20 protein-coding genes are annotated in these 20,406 nt (G+C 35.8%); 15 read left to right on the top strand and 5 right to left on the bottom strand.

Going from position 1 to position 20,406, the window contains the following annotated elements; genetic code table 11:
* Window positions 1-2: 2 nt before the first annotated feature.
* From FAF07_RS17895 to FAF07_RS17905, 3 genes are all read right to left on the bottom strand, one after another.
* Window positions 3-3,632 carry a hypothetical protein gene (locus FAF07_RS17895; protein WP_142786401.1) on the bottom strand — a complete coding sequence of 1,210 codons (3,630 nt, stop codon included), beginning with the start codon at window positions 3,630-3,632 and terminating at the stop codon, window positions 3-5.
* Window positions 3,633-3,873: 241 nt separating this feature from the next.
* Entirely contained in the window at window positions 3,874-4,599 is a 726-nt protein-coding gene (locus FAF07_RS17900; RefSeq protein ID WP_142786402.1) for a hypothetical protein, read from the bottom strand.
* 578 nt (window positions 4,600-5,177) lie between these two features.
* Window positions 5,178-5,855: a response regulator gene (locus tag FAF07_RS17905; protein ID WP_142786403.1), complete on the bottom strand. Its 678-nt coding sequence runs from the start codon at window positions 5,853-5,855 to the stop codon at window positions 5,178-5,180.
* Window positions 5,856-6,016: 161 nt separating this feature from the next.
* Between FAF07_RS17905 and FAF07_RS17910 the strand changes: the two genes are divergently transcribed.
* Both FAF07_RS17910 and FAF07_RS19135 read left to right on the top strand, forming a co-directional pair.
* Complete coding sequence (locus FAF07_RS17910; RefSeq protein WP_142786404.1) at window positions 6,017-6,397, top strand: hypothetical protein; 381 nt, start codon at window positions 6,017-6,019, stop codon at window positions 6,395-6,397.
* A complete protein-coding gene (locus FAF07_RS19135; RefSeq protein WP_394344979.1) occupies window positions 6,370-6,672 on the top strand; it encodes a transposase in 303 nt (100 codons plus the stop codon). Before FAF07_RS17910 ends, FAF07_RS19135 begins: the two co-directional genes overlap by 28 nt.
* A 140-nt stretch (window positions 6,673-6,812) precedes the next feature.
* On the opposite strand, the gene lpdA is transcribed toward FAF07_RS19135, so the two are convergent.
* Entirely contained in the window at window positions 6,813-8,213 is a 1,401-nt protein-coding gene (lpdA, locus tag FAF07_RS17920) for a dihydrolipoyl dehydrogenase (RefSeq protein WP_142786405.1), read from the bottom strand.
* A 263-nt stretch (window positions 8,214-8,476) separates the two neighbouring features.
* Here lpdA and smpB point away from each other — a divergent pair, with 263 nt between their 5' ends.
* The 4 genes from smpB to FAF07_RS17940 all read left to right on the top strand — a co-directional run bounded on the left by smpB (window position 8,477) and on the right by FAF07_RS17940 (window position 12,358).
* Window positions 8,477-8,935 carry an SsrA-binding protein SmpB gene (gene smpB / locus FAF07_RS17925; RefSeq protein ID WP_142786406.1) on the top strand — a complete coding sequence of 153 codons (459 nt, stop codon included), beginning with the start codon at window positions 8,477-8,479 and terminating at the stop codon, window positions 8,933-8,935.
* Between the two features lie 70 nt (window positions 8,936-9,005).
* Complete coding sequence (locus tag FAF07_RS17930) at window positions 9,006-9,536, top strand: hypothetical protein (RefSeq protein WP_142786407.1); 531 nt, start codon at window positions 9,006-9,008, stop codon at window positions 9,534-9,536.
* 76 nt (window positions 9,537-9,612) lie between these two features.
* Window positions 9,613-11,445, top strand: coding sequence for a Xaa-Pro dipeptidyl-peptidase (locus FAF07_RS17935; RefSeq protein WP_142786408.1), 1,833 nt, complete (start codon window positions 9,613-9,615; stop codon window positions 11,443-11,445).
* 19 nt (window positions 11,446-11,464) lie between these two features.
* Window positions 11,465-12,358 (top strand): hypothetical protein, encoded by an 894-nt coding sequence (locus FAF07_RS17940; RefSeq protein WP_142786409.1) that lies wholly within the window; start codon window positions 11,465-11,467, stop codon window positions 12,356-12,358.
* Between the two features lie 26 nt (window positions 12,359-12,384).
* Here the strand turns inward: FAF07_RS17940 and FAF07_RS17945 are convergent, their stop codons facing one another.
* The gene (locus FAF07_RS17945; protein ID WP_142786410.1) at window positions 12,385-13,026 is read right to left on the bottom strand and encodes a protein-L-isoaspartate(D-aspartate) O-methyltransferase; all 642 of its coding nucleotides are present in this window, start codon (window positions 13,024-13,026) and stop codon (window positions 12,385-12,387) included.
* Window positions 13,027-13,182: 156 nt separating this feature from the next.
* Between FAF07_RS17945 and FAF07_RS17950 the strand changes: the two genes are divergently transcribed.
* From FAF07_RS17950 to FAF07_RS17990, 9 genes are all read left to right on the top strand, one after another.
* Entirely contained in the window at window positions 13,183-14,145 is a 963-nt protein-coding gene (locus FAF07_RS17950) for a Gfo/Idh/MocA family protein (protein WP_142786411.1), read from the top strand.
* Between the two features lie 117 nt (window positions 14,146-14,262).
* A complete protein-coding gene (locus FAF07_RS17955) occupies window positions 14,263-15,153 on the top strand; it encodes a 3-hydroxyacyl-CoA dehydrogenase family protein (RefSeq protein ID WP_142786412.1) in 891 nt (296 codons plus the stop codon).
* A gap of 68 nt (window positions 15,154-15,221) precedes the next feature.
* Entirely contained in the window at window positions 15,222-16,460 is a 1,239-nt protein-coding gene (locus FAF07_RS17960) for a DUF1015 domain-containing protein (RefSeq protein ID WP_142786413.1), read from the top strand.
* A gap of 74 nt (window positions 16,461-16,534) precedes the next feature.
* Window positions 16,535-17,197, top strand: a complete 663-nt coding sequence (locus FAF07_RS17965) for a YggS family pyridoxal phosphate-dependent enzyme (protein ID WP_142786414.1) — start codon at window positions 16,535-16,537, stop codon at window positions 17,195-17,197.
* Between the two features lie 28 nt (window positions 17,198-17,225).
* Window positions 17,226-17,462, top strand: coding sequence for a four helix bundle protein (locus tag FAF07_RS17970; RefSeq protein ID WP_142786415.1), 237 nt, complete (start codon window positions 17,226-17,228; stop codon window positions 17,460-17,462).
* The gene (locus tag FAF07_RS17975) at window positions 17,450-17,665 is read left to right on the top strand and encodes a type II toxin-antitoxin system HigB family toxin (RefSeq protein WP_394344980.1); all 216 of its coding nucleotides are present in this window, start codon (window positions 17,450-17,452) and stop codon (window positions 17,663-17,665) included. Before FAF07_RS17970 ends, FAF07_RS17975 begins: the two co-directional genes overlap by 13 nt.
* A 2-nt stretch (window positions 17,666-17,667) precedes the next feature.
* On the top strand, window positions 17,668-18,024 hold the full coding sequence (locus tag FAF07_RS17980) for a helix-turn-helix domain-containing protein (RefSeq protein WP_142786416.1): 357 nt from the start codon (window positions 17,668-17,670) through the stop codon (window positions 18,022-18,024).
* Window positions 18,025-18,104: 80 nt separating this feature from the next.
* Window positions 18,105-19,475 (top strand): exonuclease domain-containing protein, encoded by a 1,371-nt coding sequence (locus tag FAF07_RS17985; RefSeq protein ID WP_142786417.1) that lies wholly within the window; start codon window positions 18,105-18,107, stop codon window positions 19,473-19,475.
* A gap of 33 nt (window positions 19,476-19,508) precedes the next feature.
* Window positions 19,509-20,357, top strand: a complete 849-nt coding sequence (locus FAF07_RS17990) for an ion transporter (protein WP_142786418.1) — start codon at window positions 19,509-19,511, stop codon at window positions 20,355-20,357.
* Window positions 20,358-20,406: the final 49 nt, after the last annotated feature.

Genomic DNA, 20,406 nt, shown 5'->3' on the forward strand with positions numbered 1-20,406 from the left:
GCTTAATAGTTAGATTGTTCTTTAATTAATTCATTACCTTTAGATTGAGGCTCTTTGGAGTAGACGGCATACCATCCCAATCCAGAAGCCTTGCCTCCTGCTTTGGGGTTTCCAAATAGATAGAAAGTGGTATTGCCATTGGGTGGAATTTTTAGCAAGCCTAAAAACTTTAAGGCAATGGTGGTAAACAGCAGTAAGAAAGAATCTTGCTCAGCGATATAACTCAATCGGATTTGTCCGATCGATAACTTCATCACATTTTGCAAGCTGATTATTTTAGCACCTCCGCCTGTTCCAGGAAGAGCGATACCAATACCAGCTTTGTAATTTCCTGCTTGATTGCTATCAGGAGACCAGGACATTAGGAAATAAGAATCCAAACTCACCTTGCCCGCTAATTCTCCAGGCGTGCCCATGTTCAATTTGAATTTTAAACCATACCAGTCACCGTCTGAAACACCACCAAGCCTTAGGTCGGGAATGACATCCAGAAATCCAGCCTCCTTAGACCCCTTATCCTTGGTACCAACTTCCAAGGATTTTAGATCCAACACCATATTTAGATAAAGGCTATTTTTTCTAGGAGTACTTATGGAAACATCAAAGGTGATTTCGTTTGTCTTAAATTCAAGTTTACTGTCTGTAGGGTTCTTTCCCGGGAAGGACATTTGAATTCCTAAATTGGCAAAGTTTAATCCTTTCTTCAATTTATCTTCACCAAGTATATTTCCAAAAGAGAAAATGTCAAAATTTGTATCATCCGTCAATTCCATCAGATCTGTATCCAGAGCCACCGCCTTAGTAGTATTGGTTAAAGAAAAGAAATCTATAAACCCGCTTATTCCGAACCAGGAAACTATTGTAGTGGCATCCTTACCAGATCGGGTGGATAGCAGTACATTAGTGATTTCTATTTTATTAATTATATTGTTATTGAGATAAAAAGCATCATCATTCTGGCTACTTAAGGCATAAACTGCCTTACCATTATTAATTTGCAGACTTCCAGCAAGTAATACGTTTTTATAAATATTTTCAGGATCTCCCATCTTTGAAACCAGGCTTCCAAATAGACGATTTAAGGTAAGCTGCGCATAACTTTCAAAACTTTTTACCGAAGTATTTTCGAATAATACTTTTAATGAAAGTAACCTGAAATCATAGGTATCCGCATTAGTGGGCGCGATTGACTTTGTAGGCTTAATATCTGCGAAATCGGGATCCATATAATAGATCAAGCCAAATATGGAAGAAGGTTTTTCAACCACAGGTCCATTAACTCCTTTTTTTACAGGACTTATTTCTATCCCCAAATGATGTGCATTAAAAGCGGCTTGATTGGTGATTCCTGCAGTGATACCTTTGAGGTTTTCTGGAAGACTTTTAATGTCTATTTTTAAAAATAGGATTCCGGTCCAGGTTTCGGAGGTGGCTATATCATTGAATTTTTTAAAATATGGATTTCCCTCTTGTTTTTGAGCATCTTCAAAATAGGTTTGTAACCATTGGGAGAGAATGATTAATTGTTGATCATCTCCGGTAGCCACAACATTTGCATGATCGGTTATTTGAGGAATCGCAAATTCTGAAGATTGGGTCCATTTTTTTGGACTCGCCACCAAACTATTTTTTGATGATTTTGGATCGAATAATTTTCCTTTTCTACCTTTGAAAATCATGATGTTACGATAGTCTCCATATTTTTGATCGGTACCTATGTTGGCTTGCATTCCCCAACTGCTGAGGCTCATAGTATTTTGAAAACCAGGTCCATTTGCAGCACCTCCCAAAGCACCAATATTTGTATTATTTGCAGCTATCAGAAATACATCGCTAGATTGTAAGGCATTGATTAAAGGATCGGTTGGATTTTCAAAGGCCATGGTATATTTTGTACCTTTATCCACATTCCAACCCAATTGAATTTCATCCCAGCGTACCGCGGTATTTCCATCATCTTGAGTGGTCTTGGCTATTAACCCCGAAGGTGTAGTAGCCAAAACAGTCTTCCCAACCAGGGAACCTTCTTCAAAAAGATGTGCATTGGTTTTTGATAATTTACTGACAATTAATCTTCGTTGAGGACTGAGAACCGTATTTTCAATTTGTTGGGTAACTGTGGCATCCAGGGAATTTTGCTTTTCATCAAAACCTGAATAGGGAAGCATTGGAAAAAAAAGTTCATTGTTTGCCTGAAATTGAAATGACGGAATACTATGATCAAAAAGATCTGGAAAATCAAGAGTCGCCGTTTTAGATGCATTCGTTTTTTTTCTACCTTTTTTAATAAAAGAGGGGTTCTTTTTTTTACTGCCAAAAAGTGCCGAACCTTTCGGCTGGGATACAAAGGAAATATTGTTTCCGGAATTATTAATGAGAGTAGCCCAGGAGGTTAAATAAGTTTTATCGAATGGTGATGCTGTGGGGTCTGTAGGAGGTCCAACCGGAGAAGAAGTCGGGTAAGGGAATTTCTTAATATAAGCTGGTTGACGGGAAATAAATCTTAATAAATCTCCTTTTTTATTTTGTATATGAGGCGTAATTGTAAAAAACTCAGTTCCGGAAAGCCCACAAGCCAAATAATTATTTTCGGTTAGAGGATTATCCCCAAAGCTTATCATAAAATCCCCCTCAGGGGATAATTGAAAATGTTGCCCTGTGTTATTGTTCATTATTTCTCCAAGGCTTAGTACTAGTCTGGCATTATATGTCACATTTGCGGAAGTACCAGGTATTAATGTAACTGGCGCACCGAAGACAGAGCTGTAGTTGCTTTGCAGTTGACAAACATTATCATTGAAATCTTTCCCTGTAAAATCAAAAAATGATCTTCTGGAGGAATATGCGGTTGACATGCTGCAGGAATTACCGGAGCAGGGATCAAGGGCAGCATTATAAAGATCGGAAGGATCGATTGAAATATTGAAACCCAAAAAATCGGCGGGTCCATTGGAGGGATTTGCAAAGGGTAGCCATTCTGAAAGTGGTGGTTCTCCTGTTTTACCATTGGGAATAATAATTTGAAACCCCATATTCAAATCTTCTATCAAAGAAGTCCTTTGAATAAATCCTGTGAATTGAACACAGCCACGAAGTGCTCCTGAAAAAGCGATCTTTCCCTTTACCACTCTTTGCATGGTCGGTGTATTGGTTCCCCCAAATTGAATTTGAAAATTATTAGTTCCTCCCTCCAATAGTAAAGCAGAGGCATCATCATCCAATTTTATTTCCATTCCGCTTTGAATTGTCAAAGTCAAAGAGTTGGTTAAATTTATGGTAAGGGCGGTTTGAAATTCCTTGGCACGTGCATTGACTTCAGCGGAAGTTATGGTACTTTCAGAAATATTATTCGGGTGAGTAATCCAAATGAATTTTCTGGTATTATTGGACAGTAAAGGATCTATTTTTTCGATAAAATCAATTGCTTGTGATGCTGTTGAAATATCTGGACCAATAGCTCCAAATACAAAGGACCCGAAATATTCCTGACTACTCAAAGCTTCTTTCAAGGTGATCACATCATTGACCGGCCTATGTCTGGCAGCAGGAATTATAAAAGCAATAAAACCTATGTCGGAAGTTTGTGTTGCCGCAACGAATAGGCGGTCAGTGAACTTTTGATTAAAATTCATTTAAAAAAGAGGTTAATGGTGAAAGTTGGACTGCTCATAAATTTGAACAGTCCCTATTCTTAATACAAAATTTCAAAGGAGACTAACCGTATTAAGGTAAGTCATGGAAATTATAATTGAACAGTATTTGATTTAATCAATGTAAAACTCAACGAATCTCTAATTAATAAATCTAATTTATTTACCAATCTGTCAGTTCTGTACAAACACAATAGTCAGACACCTTGAAATGAGCGATATTTTATACGCTAAAAGTAACTGTACAAGCCATGGCTGTTTGATCAGGCTTACTGTCATCATATCCACTCATAAATAATCCAATTGTGTACGTTTGTCCACGTTGTAAGTTAAGACCGTTTATTCCAGCAGTACTATTGCTTTGATTAGTTTGAATCTTATTAAAAGCCATTGGCGGTGGAGTTTTGTAGGGTGCTTGCTCAGAATTCCAAATACCTATCCATGCACCATTAGATAGTGTAGCTACGCCCGAAGGGAGTTTGTAGGTTACACTAACAGAATTGGATCCGACATTATTCATTGACAATGACGGGACGAATTTGTCTGGATTACTACCCGCTGCGTTTGGACCTGTTGCAGGAATGTAGGATGAAGCACATACGTTTCCTTGAGGTTGCATTCCAGGACCGGTTAATACTGGTCCAACAGCATACCCTACAATATAACTATTAATAGTCACATCGAGATTGTCAAAGTTTGCGGAACCAGTTGGGGTAGTGTTTTGAATTTTTTGCGTTTGTAAGGGTTTTGTGGTCCATGGAATCGAATTTCCGTTTTGCCAAATGGCAAGATAATCACCAAAAGCATTTGGCTGATTGCCATCAATGCCTTGAAAAGTCACAGATATACTGTTGCCTGAAACGGCTGTGACCGTTACCGATTGCGCTTGAGCAGCAGTATCCTCAATTTTCAAGTTTTCTGTTGTTTTTTCTTTTGAATAATTTTTCATAATATTTAGTATTTTAATGGTTAGAAATTAATTTTTATTGCTAGTTTTTTTACTGTTGATTGGAGCGCTTAAGTTATTGGTGGTTCTATATTAGAGATGTCGAGATAGCCCATTCTAATTCAATTAGCGCTAGTTTTATCCAGATCAATACTACCTGCAAATCCTGCTTCCAGAAAGAACACAGTTTTTCTAGTCTGAGTGAACGTTTTTTGCCAAAATAGCATTCCTATGCCTGATCTTAGACTATGACAACGTCGTATTCCTTTTTTTGTCTTTTCATAATGTATTTGCTTATACATTATATAAATTGTAGGATCATTTCATGCTTCATAACTATTTAAATAATTAGCGCGTTTTTAATTCGGCAATTTATTTTAAGCACGTTTTAAATATGGTATAAATTAGAGGCGATAATGAAGCAATTAGGTTTTATTGCTTTTTAGTATTTCATTGTTGAATGATATAAAACTAATTGTTTATTTCTGAAAGGAAGAAGAAAATAACTTACAAAAAGTAAGCTTAATGATTATAAGCAGTAAAAATATTTTTATAATATTGTTAAATGAATGATTTTCAAATCAAATAAACCCTTTCATACGAGCAGATAGTACTAGCTCTCTATCACTACCAGTGCTGATTTTAAATGCTTCTTTTAACAATCGTTTTCGTTTTTCTATACCAGCTTTAGATAGAGGAATATATTTAACAAAGTCTTTTGTTTTGGTACCATTAGTAATTTCTATTAAAATTTTTATATCTAAATCATCTAAAAAAAGTTTGTGAGATATTTTTTTTCTAATTAAGGTGGCGACTGATTTACTATATGAGGGAGTACCAGAAATTACCAATTCTATTGAGAAAGCTAATTCTTTTGCAGAAATATCTTTTTTTAATAAAAAACCATCGGGGTTTAGATTTCTAAGAATATTATTTATTCTAAAATTGTCCATATGGGAAGTTATTACAATAATTTTAATATCAGGAACCAGGTCCTTAATTAAGAGACCTAGTTCCTCACCTGAATTTATTTTATATTCATCACAATATGGAAGGCTTATATCCAAAAGGATTAAATCATACTTTTCTTTATGATCTGTTTGTGAAATTTTTTTAATAGCCGTAGAACATTCATTTGCAGAATCTATAATCAATTTGTAATTAATCCTATTTGATAAATAGTACATTATAGCATTTTTATAACCATCTACTATGATTTGATGATCATCTATAATTAAAATATTATAGGTTGGATTCATAATTTAATTAGCATTAATTTTTAAGATCAACTTAATTGCTAATAAATTTTTAGGAAGAATAAGGTAAATTTAAATTAAATTAATTTAAAAACAAATAGTTTGTTTGTAAAAACAGGATTATCAATAATTTAGGCTTCGTTGCATTTAGGTTGTTATGTTAAATGAATAACCCCGCAGCAAGCTGCAAGGAATTCTTTAGATTAAAGTTTGGAATCGACAAGGCATTTGAGATGCTCTATGAGATAAGTACCAGTAAAAAAGGAGCAAACAGTATTTGGTTGGCAGAGCATTTTGGGGTAAACCAGAAAACAGCTTGGTCTTTCCGTCAAAAAGTTCAATTAGCTATGAAAAGCAGTGAACAATACCCTTTAGAGGATGAAGTCCATGTGGACGAATTTGAAATAGGGACGCCACAAGTAGGTGAACAAGATAGGAGCAAAAGTGATAAAAAAGCTCGAACGTTATTGCTTTTGAACATAGAGCAGGAAAATCAGGCAAAGGTTATGATAAGGTTATTCAAGGTTACAGTGCTGCATCGTTAAAACCTATATTTGACACCCATATCAAAAATGACGCCCAGGTATTGGCAGATGGATGGTGTGGTTATAACCCTCTAAAAGAAGAGTGCCCAAATCTAAAACAAACATTATCAAACAAGGGAAAAAACTTTAAAATGCTTCATATCCAAATCAGAGATTTTAAAAACTGGCTTAGGGGTGTGCATTCTTATTGTAACAAAGAATATTTACAAAAGTATATTGATGAATATTTCTTTAGATTTAATAGGAGAAATCATAGAAAAATCAATTTTAGATAAAATTATTGAACGCTGCGTCATTCATAAACCTATGAATATCGATGAAATTAAAATATACGCGACTTAAATGGGTAACCCTATTAATAAATTCAATCCTTAATAATCTGTATCGGTTATTTAGGGCTAGACTTAATGACCAATTAGACGTGTAGTGCCCGGTCTTCCGTAGCAGCTAATGCCGCTTCTTTAATGGCTTCGGCAAACGTTGGATGCGCATGGGACATTCTGGCAATGTCTTCTGCAGAAGCTTTATACTCCATGGCAACAACGGCCTCCGCAATTAAATCGGCGCAACGTGCCCCTATCATATGCACCCCTAAAACCTCATCGGTCTTGGCATCTGCTAATATTTTAACAAAGCCATCCAAATCCATACTTGCTCGACTACGTCCTAAAGCACGCATTGGGAATTGTCCCAATTTATAAGCGATACCAGCTTCTTTTAATTCCTCTTCTGTTTTTCCAACAGCGGCAACTTCTGGCCATGTGTAAACGACACCTGGAATTAAATTATAATCGATATGTGGCTTTTGCCCCGCTAAAATCTCAGCAACCAACATGCCTTCTTCAGATGCTTTATGCGCCAACATAGCACCTTTGACCACATCACCTATGGCATATATATTTGAAGCAGATGTTTGTAAATGATCATTCACTTCTATCTGACCTCTATCTGTTAACTTAACGCCTGCTGCTTCAGCATTTAAACCATCTGTATACGGTTTACGACCAACGGAAACTAAACAATAATCACCTTTAAACTCAACTTCATTTCCTTTTTTATCATCTGCTTTCACAATGACCTCATCACCAACACGCTCCACTGATTTTACTTTATGCGAGGTGTTTATTTTAAATTTTGCCTTCTTAAAAACTTTGTTTAATTCCTTAGACAAAGCCGCATCCATGGTAGGTATAATGCGATCCAGATACTCGACAATAGTGACCTCAGATCCTAATCGTTTATAGACTTGACCCATTTCCAGACCAATCACGCCACCGCCTATGACGATCATGTGCTTAGGTATTTCTTTAAGCTTTAAAGCCTCTGTAGAAGTGATAATACGCTCCTTATCAATAGAAATAAACGGCAAGGATGCCGGTTTACTGCCTGTCGCTATAACGGTGTTTTTTGCTTCAATTTCAGTGGTTTCATCACCAGTAATGGTAATGTGCGTGGCATCTTTAAATGACCCTAAACCTTGGTAAACATCAATCTTGTTTTTCTTCATTAAATAATCAATCCCGCCGGTTGTCTGATCTACAACCGCCTGCTTACGACCAATCATTTTTTCAAGATTAATTTTAATTTCCCCTGGAATTTCAATCCCGTGTTCTTCAAAATGTTTTACGGCATCTTCGTAATGATGCGAAGAATCCAATAAGGCTTTACTAGGGATACAGCCTACATTTAAGCAAGTACCTCCTAATGTGGCATATTTTTCTATAATGGCAGTTTTCATCCCTAACTGTGCGCAACGAATTGCTGCTACATAGCCTCCAGGGCCAGAGCCGATAATGGCTACATCGTATGAATTCATATCAGATTTTTAAATTTTAGAGTTACAAAAATACAAATGTTTTATGGGAAGACCATGTAAAAATGAAACTTAGTAAAGTGCTATTGCTGCTTCACTTAAACCTTTAGAAACTAACTGTTTTCTTACTGCTTCAGCACTTTCTCACCACGTTCTGCATGATGTAGCAACTCTAATTTTGTGCGCCGTTTGTTTTTATACAGTATTATACTAAAAATTTATTTTTTTAAAATGTAACACGGTAAAATTATGTAGTTTTGTTTCTCATGCAGAAACACATTAATATACAAAACAAAAAAGCACGTTTTCAATACGAGATATTGGATAAATATACTGCTGGAATTGTTTTGACAGGTACCGAAATAAAATCGATTAGAACCAGTAAAGCATCCATAGCTGAAAGCTTTTGCGAGTTTAATGAGCAAGGGGAACTTTTTGTTATTAATATGACCATTGAAGAATATCTTTACGGCACGTACTACAACCACAAACCTAAGGCGGAACGTAAACTGCTTTTAAACAAGAAAGAATTAAAAAAACTGAATAAGGAAGTTCAAAACACGGGACTTACCATTATTCCCTTACGATTATTTATTAATGATAAAGGCTATGCCAAACTTGATATAGCACTAGCGAAAGGTAAAAAGCTTTACGATAAGCGTGACACTATTAGAGATAGAGACAACAAGCGTAATCTCGACCGAATCAAAAAAATCTATAAATAATTAATACAATCTTAACGTTTACCATTTAGTTAAATCATTAATTTGTGAGCTCTTGTAAAACTAAGGTCGTATGAAAAAAATCGTTCTTTTTCTAGGTGTATTCGTAAGTATGATGTTTGGTCATGCTCAGGAACCTTCAGGCAAAAAATCCAATTATTTAGGCCATGTTCAAACCATAGATAGCACTATAGAAACCCTGTATAAAGTTATTTCTGGCGAAAAAGGTGAAGCACGGCAATGGGAGCTTTTTAAATTCCTGTTTAAACCTGGCGCGAAGTTAATTCCCTCAGGCAAAAATACTAAGGGTGATTATCAAGTTCGCTATATGAAACCTGAGGACTATATTAAAGGTTCTGGCGATTGGCTTGTTGAAAATGGTTTTTTTGAAAAAGAATTATCTCGTACTGTAAATGCATATGGTAATATAGCCCATGTTTTTAGCACTTATGAATCTTTTAAAAGTGAAGCTGACGAAAAACCGTTTATGCGCGGCATCAATAGTATTCAACTTTTTCACGATGGCACACGCTGGTGGGTCATCAATATTTATTGGGCCAACGAGACAAAAGATAACCCGATTCCTAAAAAATACTTACCTTAAAATTATTATAGTATCTAATTCATAGACTATTCAACACCAAGCACTTATGTTAAAAATACTTACAATTACAACTAATATGAAACTAATTTTTACCTGTATAACACTTCTAAGTATTTCCTTTGCGTTTACTCAAAATGCTGAAACAAAAGCGGTTCCTGTTTTTCAAGATGGTGAAGCTCAAATAGTAGAGGCTTTTAACACACCAGATAAATGGATTCGTCATGATTTGTGGGTAGAGACTACGTTTGATACCGATGGTGATGGAAAATTAGACCAGATGCACGTAGACGTTACCAGACCCTATCAAACGGATACAGAAGGCTTAAAACTTCCTATCGTCTACGAATCTAGTCCCTACTATGCAGGTGTAGCGCCAGATGTAGATGGTGTATTTTGGAATGTAAAACATGAATTAGGAGCTACGACCAATGAACGTGTGCATCCAGAAGTAACCCGATTGGGAGAACGGCCAATAATATCAAATTCACAAATAAAAACATGGGTTCCAAGAGGCTATATTGTGGTACATTCCTCATCACCAGGAACAGGCCTCTCCCAAGGCTCGCCAACTGTAGGAGGCGACAACGAATCCTTAGCACCAAAAGCTGTGATTGATTGGTTAAATGGAAGAGCAAAAGGCTATACCGAACCTGACGGAAATGAAACCGTTGAAGCTTTTTGGAGTACTGGCAAGGTAGGCATGACAGGGACGTCTTATAATGGCACCATTCCTTTAGCAGCCGCAACAACAGGTGTGGATGGCTTAGAAGCTATTATCCCTGTGGCACCAAACACATCCTATTACCATTATTACAGATCCAACGGTCTGGTACGTTCTCCAGGCGGATATTTAGGTGAAGATATTGATGTGCTGTATGACTATATTCATAGTGGTGACGAATCCAAGCGTGCGGATAATAATAAGCGCGTTCGCGATACCGAAATGAAAGATGGTATGGATAGAATGACTGGTGATTATAACGATTTTTGGGCAGGACGAGATTATATCAATGACATGCAACCCATGAAAGCAGCCCTATTAATGTCCCACGGTTTTAATGATTGGAATGTGATGCCAGAACACAGCTATAGAATTTATAAAAAGGCGAAAGCCATGGGTTTAGCTACCCAAATATATTACCACCAATTTGGTCATGGGGGTCCCCCACCAATCTCTATGATGAATCGTTGGTTTACACATTATTTGCATGGCATTGATAATGGCGTAGAGAACGATGCTAAAGCCTGGATAGTGCGTGAGGATGATAAAATGAATGAACCCACCGCATACAAAGATTACCCGAATCCAGATGCTCAAGATATCACTTTATATTTAAGTTCAGGTGCACCAGGTGTTGGTGGTTTACATATCAATAGCGCCGGTAAGAAGCAAGGTGCAGAAACCTTGGTTGATAATTATTCGTTTACAGGCGAGGCCTTAGCACGTGCTGAAATCACAAAACATCGTTTGCTATTTGTCACACCAACTTTAACCGAAGACTTGCATATCTCAGGAGTTCCAAAAGTGACTATCAAATTAGCGAGTAGCAAACCTGCCGCAAATCTTTCGGTTTGGTTAGTATCCTTACCATGGAATGACGGCCAAAGAGCAAAAATAACAGACAATATTATTACACGCGGTTGGGCCGATCCACAAAACCACAGATCTTTAACCGAAAGCGAACCACTTAAACCAGGAAAATTTTACACGGTTTCTTTTGGTTTGCAACCGGATGACCAGATCATTAAAAAAGGTCAGCAAATTGGATTGATGATTTTTTCAAGCGATAAAAAATTCACCTTACATCCAGAACCAGGAACAGAATTGACCGTAGATTTGGACAATACATCTCTAACTTTACCAGTTGTAGGTGGTTTAAAAAGTTTTGAAGAGGCTATCAAAAAGTAAAAAATTCAATCTTCTTAATATGCCATATGTCCTTAAAAACGAAAATCTACAAATTCATATTGATTCACCTTTAGAAAATTATAATTTCTCAAGATTTGACTGGACTGGGAAAATCGCAGAAGTGAAGTTTAGAAATGCCCATTTATCAAGTGTTGAAAGCACCGATAATATTAATGAGCATCATTTTGGAAAAGGATTTTATAATGAATTCGGGATAGATTCCGCTTTAGGTTTTGATGACACGGCTATTGGTGGTTGGTTTCACAAAATTGGTGTAGGCTTGTTAAAAAAAGAGGATACCCAATATCTGTTCAGTAAAGATTACGATATCATACCAGCGGAATTTAAAACTATTTCCGAATCGAATAAACTTATAATTAGCTGTAAATCACAAGCTATAAATGGTTATTCTTATGAATTGAGAAAAGAGATTGAATTGCATTCCTGTGGTTTTACCATTAATTATTATTTAAAAAACACAGGTGAAAAAAATATCAATACCACTGAATACGTTCACAATTTTACGGCGATAAATAATGATTTGATTGGGAACAATTATGTATTAAGATTTCCATTTCAATTAAAACCTGAACGCTTTGGGGAAACCGTTAACCCTGAACTAAAAGTGGCTATCGGGCCTAATGAAGTTACATTTAACAGTACGCCAAAAGAACCATTCTTTTTTAGCGACCTTTCAGGTAGTGACCATGTTAAAGCAGAATGGGAATTAACAAATCTGGAACATAATATTGGAATCAGAGAAACCGGAAGTTTTCAAACGAATAAAGTAAATCTTTGGGGATTGACACATGTCATCAGTCCGGAGTTGTTTTTTAATATATTTATTAAACCTGGCGAATCAACGGAATGGTCCAGAAATTATAATATTTTTCAATTAAATAAAAATGTCTAGCTGCAAAGTACTGCGCAAGAAAGGTTTCAATTTTTATCCTCCAATAAAGGAACAAAGCGGAACTCGCCAAATTCCTCCTGTTCAAAATCTTTAGGACCTTTTCTAACAAACATGGTCATGGTCTGCACATCATCACCCACAGGAATAACCAACCTACCCCCTGTTTTTAACTGGCTCAATAATGGCTTCGGTACAAAAGGAGCCCCTGCCGTAACGATAATCCCATCAAAAGGTGCTTCATCTGGCAAACCCTTATAGCCATCGCCAAAAACCAGTTTTTTTGCGCGATACCCTAGCTTGGGTAAAAACTTGCTTGTTTTTTTAAACAATTCTTGTTGCCTTTCAATACTATATACCTTTGCCCCCAACAAGCACAACACTGCCGTTTGATAGCCACTACCTGTACCAATTTCCAAAATTTTATCCCCTGGCTTTATTTCGAGAAGTTCCGTTTGAAAAGCTACCGTATAGGGTTGGGAAATGGTTTGGTCTGCACCAATAGGAAAAGCCTTATCTTGGTAGGCATGGTCTATAAACCCGGAATCCATAAATAAATGACGTGGCACCTCACCAATGGCTTTTAAAACCTTTTTATTAGTTATACCCTTATTAATTAAAATGTTAACAAGTTGTTGCCGTAATCCTTTATGCTTAAATGTATCCTTCAATGTTCCCGTAGTTTATTAGGCTAAAATTAGTCAAACATTTTTAAGCAGAAAGCAAATAAGGCATAAATTATTTCGTAAAATCAGTGATTAAAAATTCATATAAAATTATCAATTTCATGTCTTAATTATCTTATTTTTGTTGAAAACGTAAAATTTATGCTTAAAGTTGGTGTACTTGGTGCAGGCCACCTTGGAAAGATCCATTTAAGATTGCTTCAACAGTCTGAAAAATATGAATTAGTTGGTTTCTATGATGCTGATCAGGAAAATGCAAAAAAGGTAGATGCAGAATTTGGATACAAATATTTTAATACTATTGACGCGCTTATTGATGCCGTAGATGTGGTGGATATTGTAACACCAACCCTATCGCATTATGATTGTGCCAAACAAGCCATTAGTAAAGGGAAACATATATTTATAGAAAAGCCAATTACCAATACTGTTGAAGAAGCTGAAGAAATTAGAGCATTGGTTGCTTCTAACAATGTGAAAGGGCAAGTTGGCCATGTAGAGCGATTTAATCCAGCATTTATTGCGGTTAAAGAAGAGATTAATTCGCCCATGTTTATTGAATCACATCGCTTAGCAGAATTTAATCCCCGTGGCACAGATGTTCCTGTGGTTTTAGATTTGATGATTCATGACATTGATATCATTTTAAGTCTCGTTAAATCTCCAGTTAAAAATATTTCGGCAAGTGGGGTTTCAGTCATTAGTGACACGCCAGATATCGCCAATGCACGTATTGAGTTTGAGAATGGCTGTGTAGCAAATTTAACAGCGAGCCGTATCTCACTTAAAAAAATGCGAAAGGCACGTTTCTTTCAAAAAGATGCTTATATCTCTGTAGACTTTTTAGAAAAAAAATGTGAAGTTGTAAAAATGAAAGACGCTCCAAAAAATCCTGGAGATTTCGACATGATTTTACAAAATGCAGAAGGCATTAAAAAGCAAATTTATTTTGACAATCCTCAGATAGAATCCAATAATTCTATTTTAGACGAACTGGAAACGTTTGCAGATGCCATTAACAATAATACAACCCCAATAGTGACACTTCATGATGGCACTGAGGCCTTACGGATTGCAAATCAAATTATTGGTTGTTTTAAATAAAGTAATGATGAAGAAAGCCTATTACGAAGTGATGTCTTCTTCTATAGCCTCTGCGTAACCACGACTATAATTTACCTTCATATAGAACAAACATACAATTACAAAAATATATTATAAATGAAAAACGTTGCAGTAATAGGTGCAGGTACTATGGGAAACGGGATCGCCCATACTTTTGCACAAAGCGGATTTAATGTTCAACTTATAGACGTTAGTGAAGATGCTTTAAAAAAAGGAATGGATGCCATTTCTAGAAACTTAGATAGAATGGTTTCTAAAGAAAAAATAACTGAAGCTGATAAAGCCGACACTTTACAACATATCACCACGTTTACAAATATTAAAGAAGGTGTTGAATATGCTAGTTTGGTCGTTGAAGCGGCTACAGAGCGCATAGATTTAAAACTGAACATCTTTAAGCAACTCGACAAGGTTTGTCGTGAAGATACTATTTTGGCTACCAATACCTCTTCCATTTCTATCACACAAATTGCTGCCGTAACATCACGCCCAGACATGGTTATTGGCATGCATTTTATGAATCCTGTACCCATTATGAAACTGGTTGAAATCATTCGTGGTTACAATACCAGTGATGATGTCACAAAACGGATTATGGATTTATCAAAAGAATTGGGAAAGGATCCAGTCGAGGTTAATGATTACCCAGGTTTTGTAGCAAACCGCATTTTAATGCCTATGCTTAATGAATCTATTGAAACCTTATATAATGGCGTTGCTGGTGTGCAAGAGATTGATACCGTGATGAAATTAGGCATGGCACACCCTATGGGTCCGCTACAATTAGCCGATTTTATTGGTCTTGATGTGTGTTTATCTATTTTAAATGTGATGTACGACGGATTTAAAAATCCAAAATATGCCCCTTGTCCCTTGTTGGTAAATATGGTCATGGCTGGAAAATTAGGTGTAAAATCTGGTGAAGGCTTTTATGATTATTCCGAAAGTAGAAAGGCGGAAAACGTCGCTCAACAATTTATAAAGTAGACAGTCCCAGTCCCAGTATGCAGTAACTCACTCCTGAGACTGAATACTGCGACTGAAAACAAATTTTCATGGCAAAAGTAATTCCGTTTAAAGCAGTACGACCAACGCGAGATAAGGTAAGCTTGGTTGCTTCGAGGTCGTATCAAAGTTACACGCAAGATGAGTTAGAATCGCGATTAGACTACAATCCGTTTTCGTTTCTTCATATTATAAACCCTGGTTACAAATACCATAAAGATATTACCGGTGAAGCACGTTACACCTTGGTTAGAAATCGGTATTTGGAATTTAAGGAAGATAAAACCTTTGTTCAAGACGCTTCAGACTGTTATTATATCTATAAAATAGTAAATCGTGAAGGGCACAGCTTTTCTGGAATTATTGCAGCGGTAAGTGCCGAAGATTACGAAAAAGACATCATTAAAAAGCATGAAGACACGATTGAGTATCGTGAAAATATTTTTAAGGACTATTTAAAAACAGTGGGGTTTAATGCAGAACCCGTACTACTCACCTATCCTGATAATGATGTAATTGCATCCTTAATTTCGACCATTCAAAAAGATAGAGCGGAGTATGAATTTACCACCACGTATCGAGATACCCATTACTTATGGAAACTTGATGATGAACATGCTATAACATCTATTAAGAACGCTTTTGAAGCTATTGAAACCATTTATATTGCAGATGGTCATCACAGATCAGCCTCTTCTTATTTATTATCGCAAGATTTAAAATTGGCAAACAAAAAACATAATGGTCATGAGGCTTATAATTTTTTTATGAGCTATTTAATTCCAGAATCTGATTTGAAAATATATGAATTTAATAGACTGATTAAAGATTTAAATGGACTTAGCAAAGAAGCCTTTTTAATTCAGCTTGATATGATGTATCGTATTGAAAACAGAGGTAGCGATTTATATATCCCAACCAAAAAACATCATTTTAGCATGTATTTAGATGGCGGATTTTATTCGCTATATTTAAGAAAACATAATTATACCATGGAAACATCCTTAGATGTTTTAGACACCCAAGTACTCTATAAGACTATTTTACAGCCCATTTTAGGAATTTCAGATTTGCGCAATGACACAAGAATAAGTTACTCGCACGGAAAAAATAATTTAGTGACTATTAAAAGTAAAGTAGATAATGGTGATTTCGCAGTTGGTTTTGGATTGTTACCGGTGACTATAGAAGAAATGAAAGCCATTGCTAATGATCATTTAACTATGCCACCAAAGAGCACCTTTATTGAACCCAAATTGCGTAGTGGCGTCACCATATATGAGTTTTAAAAAAATGTGGATGCGTTTATTTGTTAAGCTGTTTAATGGCTAATAGCTTAATGTAAATACCTTAATATAAAATAATGTCAATAAAAGAAAATCTTCAAAACATAAAATCAAAACTCCCAGAACACGTCACCCTAGTTGCCGTTTCAAAAACAAAACCTGTTAGTGATTTAATGGAAGCCTATAATGCTGGACAGCGCGTTTTTGGTGAAAATAAAATACAGGAAATGGTAGATAAATACGAGGATATGCCTAAAGATATTCAGTGGCATATGATTGGGCACGTGCAACGCAATAAGGTGAAATACATGGCGCCATTTGTAAGTCTAATTCACGGGGTTGATAATTTTAAACTGCTTAAAGAAATTAATAAGGGAGCTATAAAAAACAATAGAGTGATAGATTGTTTGCTTCAAATAAAAATTGCTTCAGAAGATTCAAAATTCGGTATGTCACCGGAGGACGCTAGTCGTCTCTTACAATCCGAAAACTATTCGGAATTAACAAATATAAAAGTAGTAGGCCTTATGGGCATGGCTACATTTACTGATAACACGGACCAAATAACTAAAGAATTCAATGAACTGAAATCTACATTTGAAGAACTACAAAAACTGGATACTACAAATTGTAAACTGGAAACTATTAGCATGGGCATGAGCGGTGATTATATGTTGGCTATAGATTGCGGTAGTAACATGGTTAGGATAGGAAGTAGTATATTTGGGGATAGGAGTTAACAATTAAAAGTGAAAAGTTAACAACTCTATGCAAGAATCCATATTAAAAAATAAAAGTTATGCGTTCGCTATTTTGATAGTAGAAACCTATAAAGTTATTTCATCTGAGAAGAAAGAATTCACGCTATCAAGACAACTTTTTAAAAGCGGCACTTCGATAGGAGCAAATATAAGGGAGGCCGAATTTGCTCAATCAAATAAAGACTATATAAGTAAAATGAGTATTGCTTTGAAAGAAACAAACGAAACTGGATATTCAATTTAATAAAATCCGAATGGAACAACATCAACGAATTAAAAAACGAATATCCCAGTGCAAGTATTTTAAAGGATAACCGAATAGCTTATAATATTAAGGGAAACAATTATCGCTTGATTGTAAAATTTAACTTTGAGTATAAAATATGCTGGATAAGATTTATTGGAACTCATGCAGAATATGACAAAATTGACGCAAATAACATCTGATTATGGACATAGCACCTATTAGAAACGAAAAAGACTATCAAAATGCTCTTGACCGACTTGAGCTAATATTTGATGCGGAAAAAGGAATGGAAGAAGGAGATGAGCTTGAAATCCTTTCAATCTTAATTGACCGATACGAAAACGAAAACTTTCCTATGGGAATGCCTGCCCCAATTGAGGCTATTAAATTCCGAATGGAACAGATGGGAATGAAACAAAAGGACTTGGCAGAGGTTGTCGGATTTAAAAGCAGAGTAAGTGAAATTTTGAATAAAAAGCGTAAACTTCCTTTGGATATGATTAGAAAATTAAATGCAACACTTCATATTCCGACTGAAGTTTTAGTACAAGATTATTAAAACGCCAGTGGCTATCAACCATTAAAACAAAGAAATCAAAACTTAATTAACTTTTAATTTTTAACTTTTAACTGAATTATTTGTACGCCATATTAGACATAGAAACAACCGGAGGAAAGTATAATGAAGAGGGCATTACTGAGATAGCCATCTATAAGTTTGACGGCCATGAGATCGTAGATCAATTCATTAGCCTTGTCAATCCAGAACGGGATATTCAGCCCTTTGTGATTAATTTAACAGGAATAAATAGCGGCATGCTAAGGCATGCTCCTAAATTTTATGAAGTTGCTAAACGGATTGTAGAAATTACCGAGGACTGTATTATTGTGGCACATAATGCTCAATTTGATTATCGTATTCTAGGGACTGAATTCAGACGCCTTGGTTTCGAATTCAAGCGAAAATCCTTATGCACAGTGGAGTTAGCAAAAGAATTAATTCCAGATCAAACTTCCTATAGTTTAGGCAAATTGGTGCGCTCGCTGGGAATTCCTGTCACCGATAGACATCGTGCTTCAGGTGATGCTCTAGCTACGGTTAAGCTATTTAAAATGCTTTTAGACAAAGACACTAACAAATCCATTATACAGCAATCTGTTAGATTAAACCCTAAGCATCAATTAGAACCCAGACATTTGGATATTATGGACGGGCTCCCAAGCACCACTGGTGTGTATTATATTCATAGAGCAGATGGTAAAATCATTTATGTTGGAAAAAGTAGCAATATCAAGAAGCGTATCAATCAACATTTTACCAATACCAATCAGAAATCAAAAAAAATTCAATCTCAAGTAACAGCGGTAACCTATGAATCTACAGGAAGTGAACTCGTTGCGCTATTAAAGGAAAGTGAAGAGATAAAGAGCCTTAAACCTATATTTAACAGGGCGTTACGAAGAACCGTATTTACGCATGCACTTTATAGTTTTAAAGATGAAAACAATTACATCAACTTAAAAATTGATTTGGCAGATGGTAGAAAAAAACCGATAACCACATTTAGCAACAAGCAAAGTGCTAAAAGTTTCCTAATGCGGGCTGTTGAGGATTATAAACTCTGTCAGAAATTAACAGGGTTGCATCCTACAAATTCAACCTGTTTTAATTATGAAATTAAACAATGTGAAGGTGCCTGTATAGAGGCTGAAGCATTTGAAACTTACAATAAACGCGTAGAATCACTAATTGCAAAAAATAGTTATTCAAACAAGAATATGGTTATTGTAGATAGAGGAAGGGAAATTGATGAGCGCAGTGCTATTCTTATTGAAGATGGTGTTTTTAAAGGCTTAGGCTTTTTTAATCTCAATTATCAAATAATAAATATAGAGGTTTTAGAGTCTTTGATTACACCCATGAAAAACAATAGGGATACCCAACATATTATCCAGAGTTATTTAAGACGAAATAAACGCCTCAAAACAATTGAATTGCATCATCGCTAATACACTACACTAACTTTTAGTATTTTTGACATCATGAGTGAAACCAAAAAAATTCCGTGGCGAACCAGACTTCATGAAATTATTTATGAAGCAGATACCCCTGCTGGTAAATTGTTCGATGTCATATTATTTATTGCCATTATTCTAAGTATTATCCTGGTCATGTTGGAAAGCGTCAATAGCTTTGACGACAAGTACCATGAATTTCTCAATATCTCAGAATGGGTAATCACCATTCTGTTTAGCTTTGAATACATTGCCAGAATTATCACTGTAAAAAGACCTATAAAATATATCACTAGTTTTTATGGTATTATAGATTTACTATCAACCACCCCCAAATACATCTCCTTATTATTTGGAGGTATTCATGCCCTAGCAGCTTTAAGGGCTTTACGGTTATTAAGAGTATTTAGAATATTAAAGTTAGTACGGTATTTAGGAGCATCAAACATGTTGGTAAGCGCCCTAAAAGCAAGTCGTGCAAAAATATCGGTGTTCCTTTTTGCCGTCCTTATTTTGGCCATTATTTTCGGGACACTCATGTATTTAATCGAAGGAGAGGAAAGTGGATTTACAAGCATCCCTACCAGTGTGTATTGGTGTATTGTAACGCTAACAACAGTGGGCTTTGGGGACATTGCTCCCATTACACCTGCTGGTCAACTCCTAGCCACTATTATTATGGTTTTGGGTTATGGCATTATTGCAGTACCAACGGGGATTGTTTCTGCCGAATATACCAGTCAAAATAAGAATAATATCCTAAGGAAAAAAAATAAAGTCGCATTAAACTCTCAATCTTGTGCCTATTGCTTAGCTGAAAATCATAAAGATGGCGCTAAATACTGTCATCAATGCGGTCACGGTTTACATCCATAGGCAATGTCGTTTTAAAAAACGCATCACATTACAAATCACAATACCGTAT

It is taken from the genome of Changchengzhania lutea, assembly GCF_006974145.1.
In the GTDB taxonomy this organism is placed as follows: Bacteria; Bacteroidota; Bacteroidia; order Flavobacteriales; family Flavobacteriaceae; genus Changchengzhania; species Changchengzhania lutea.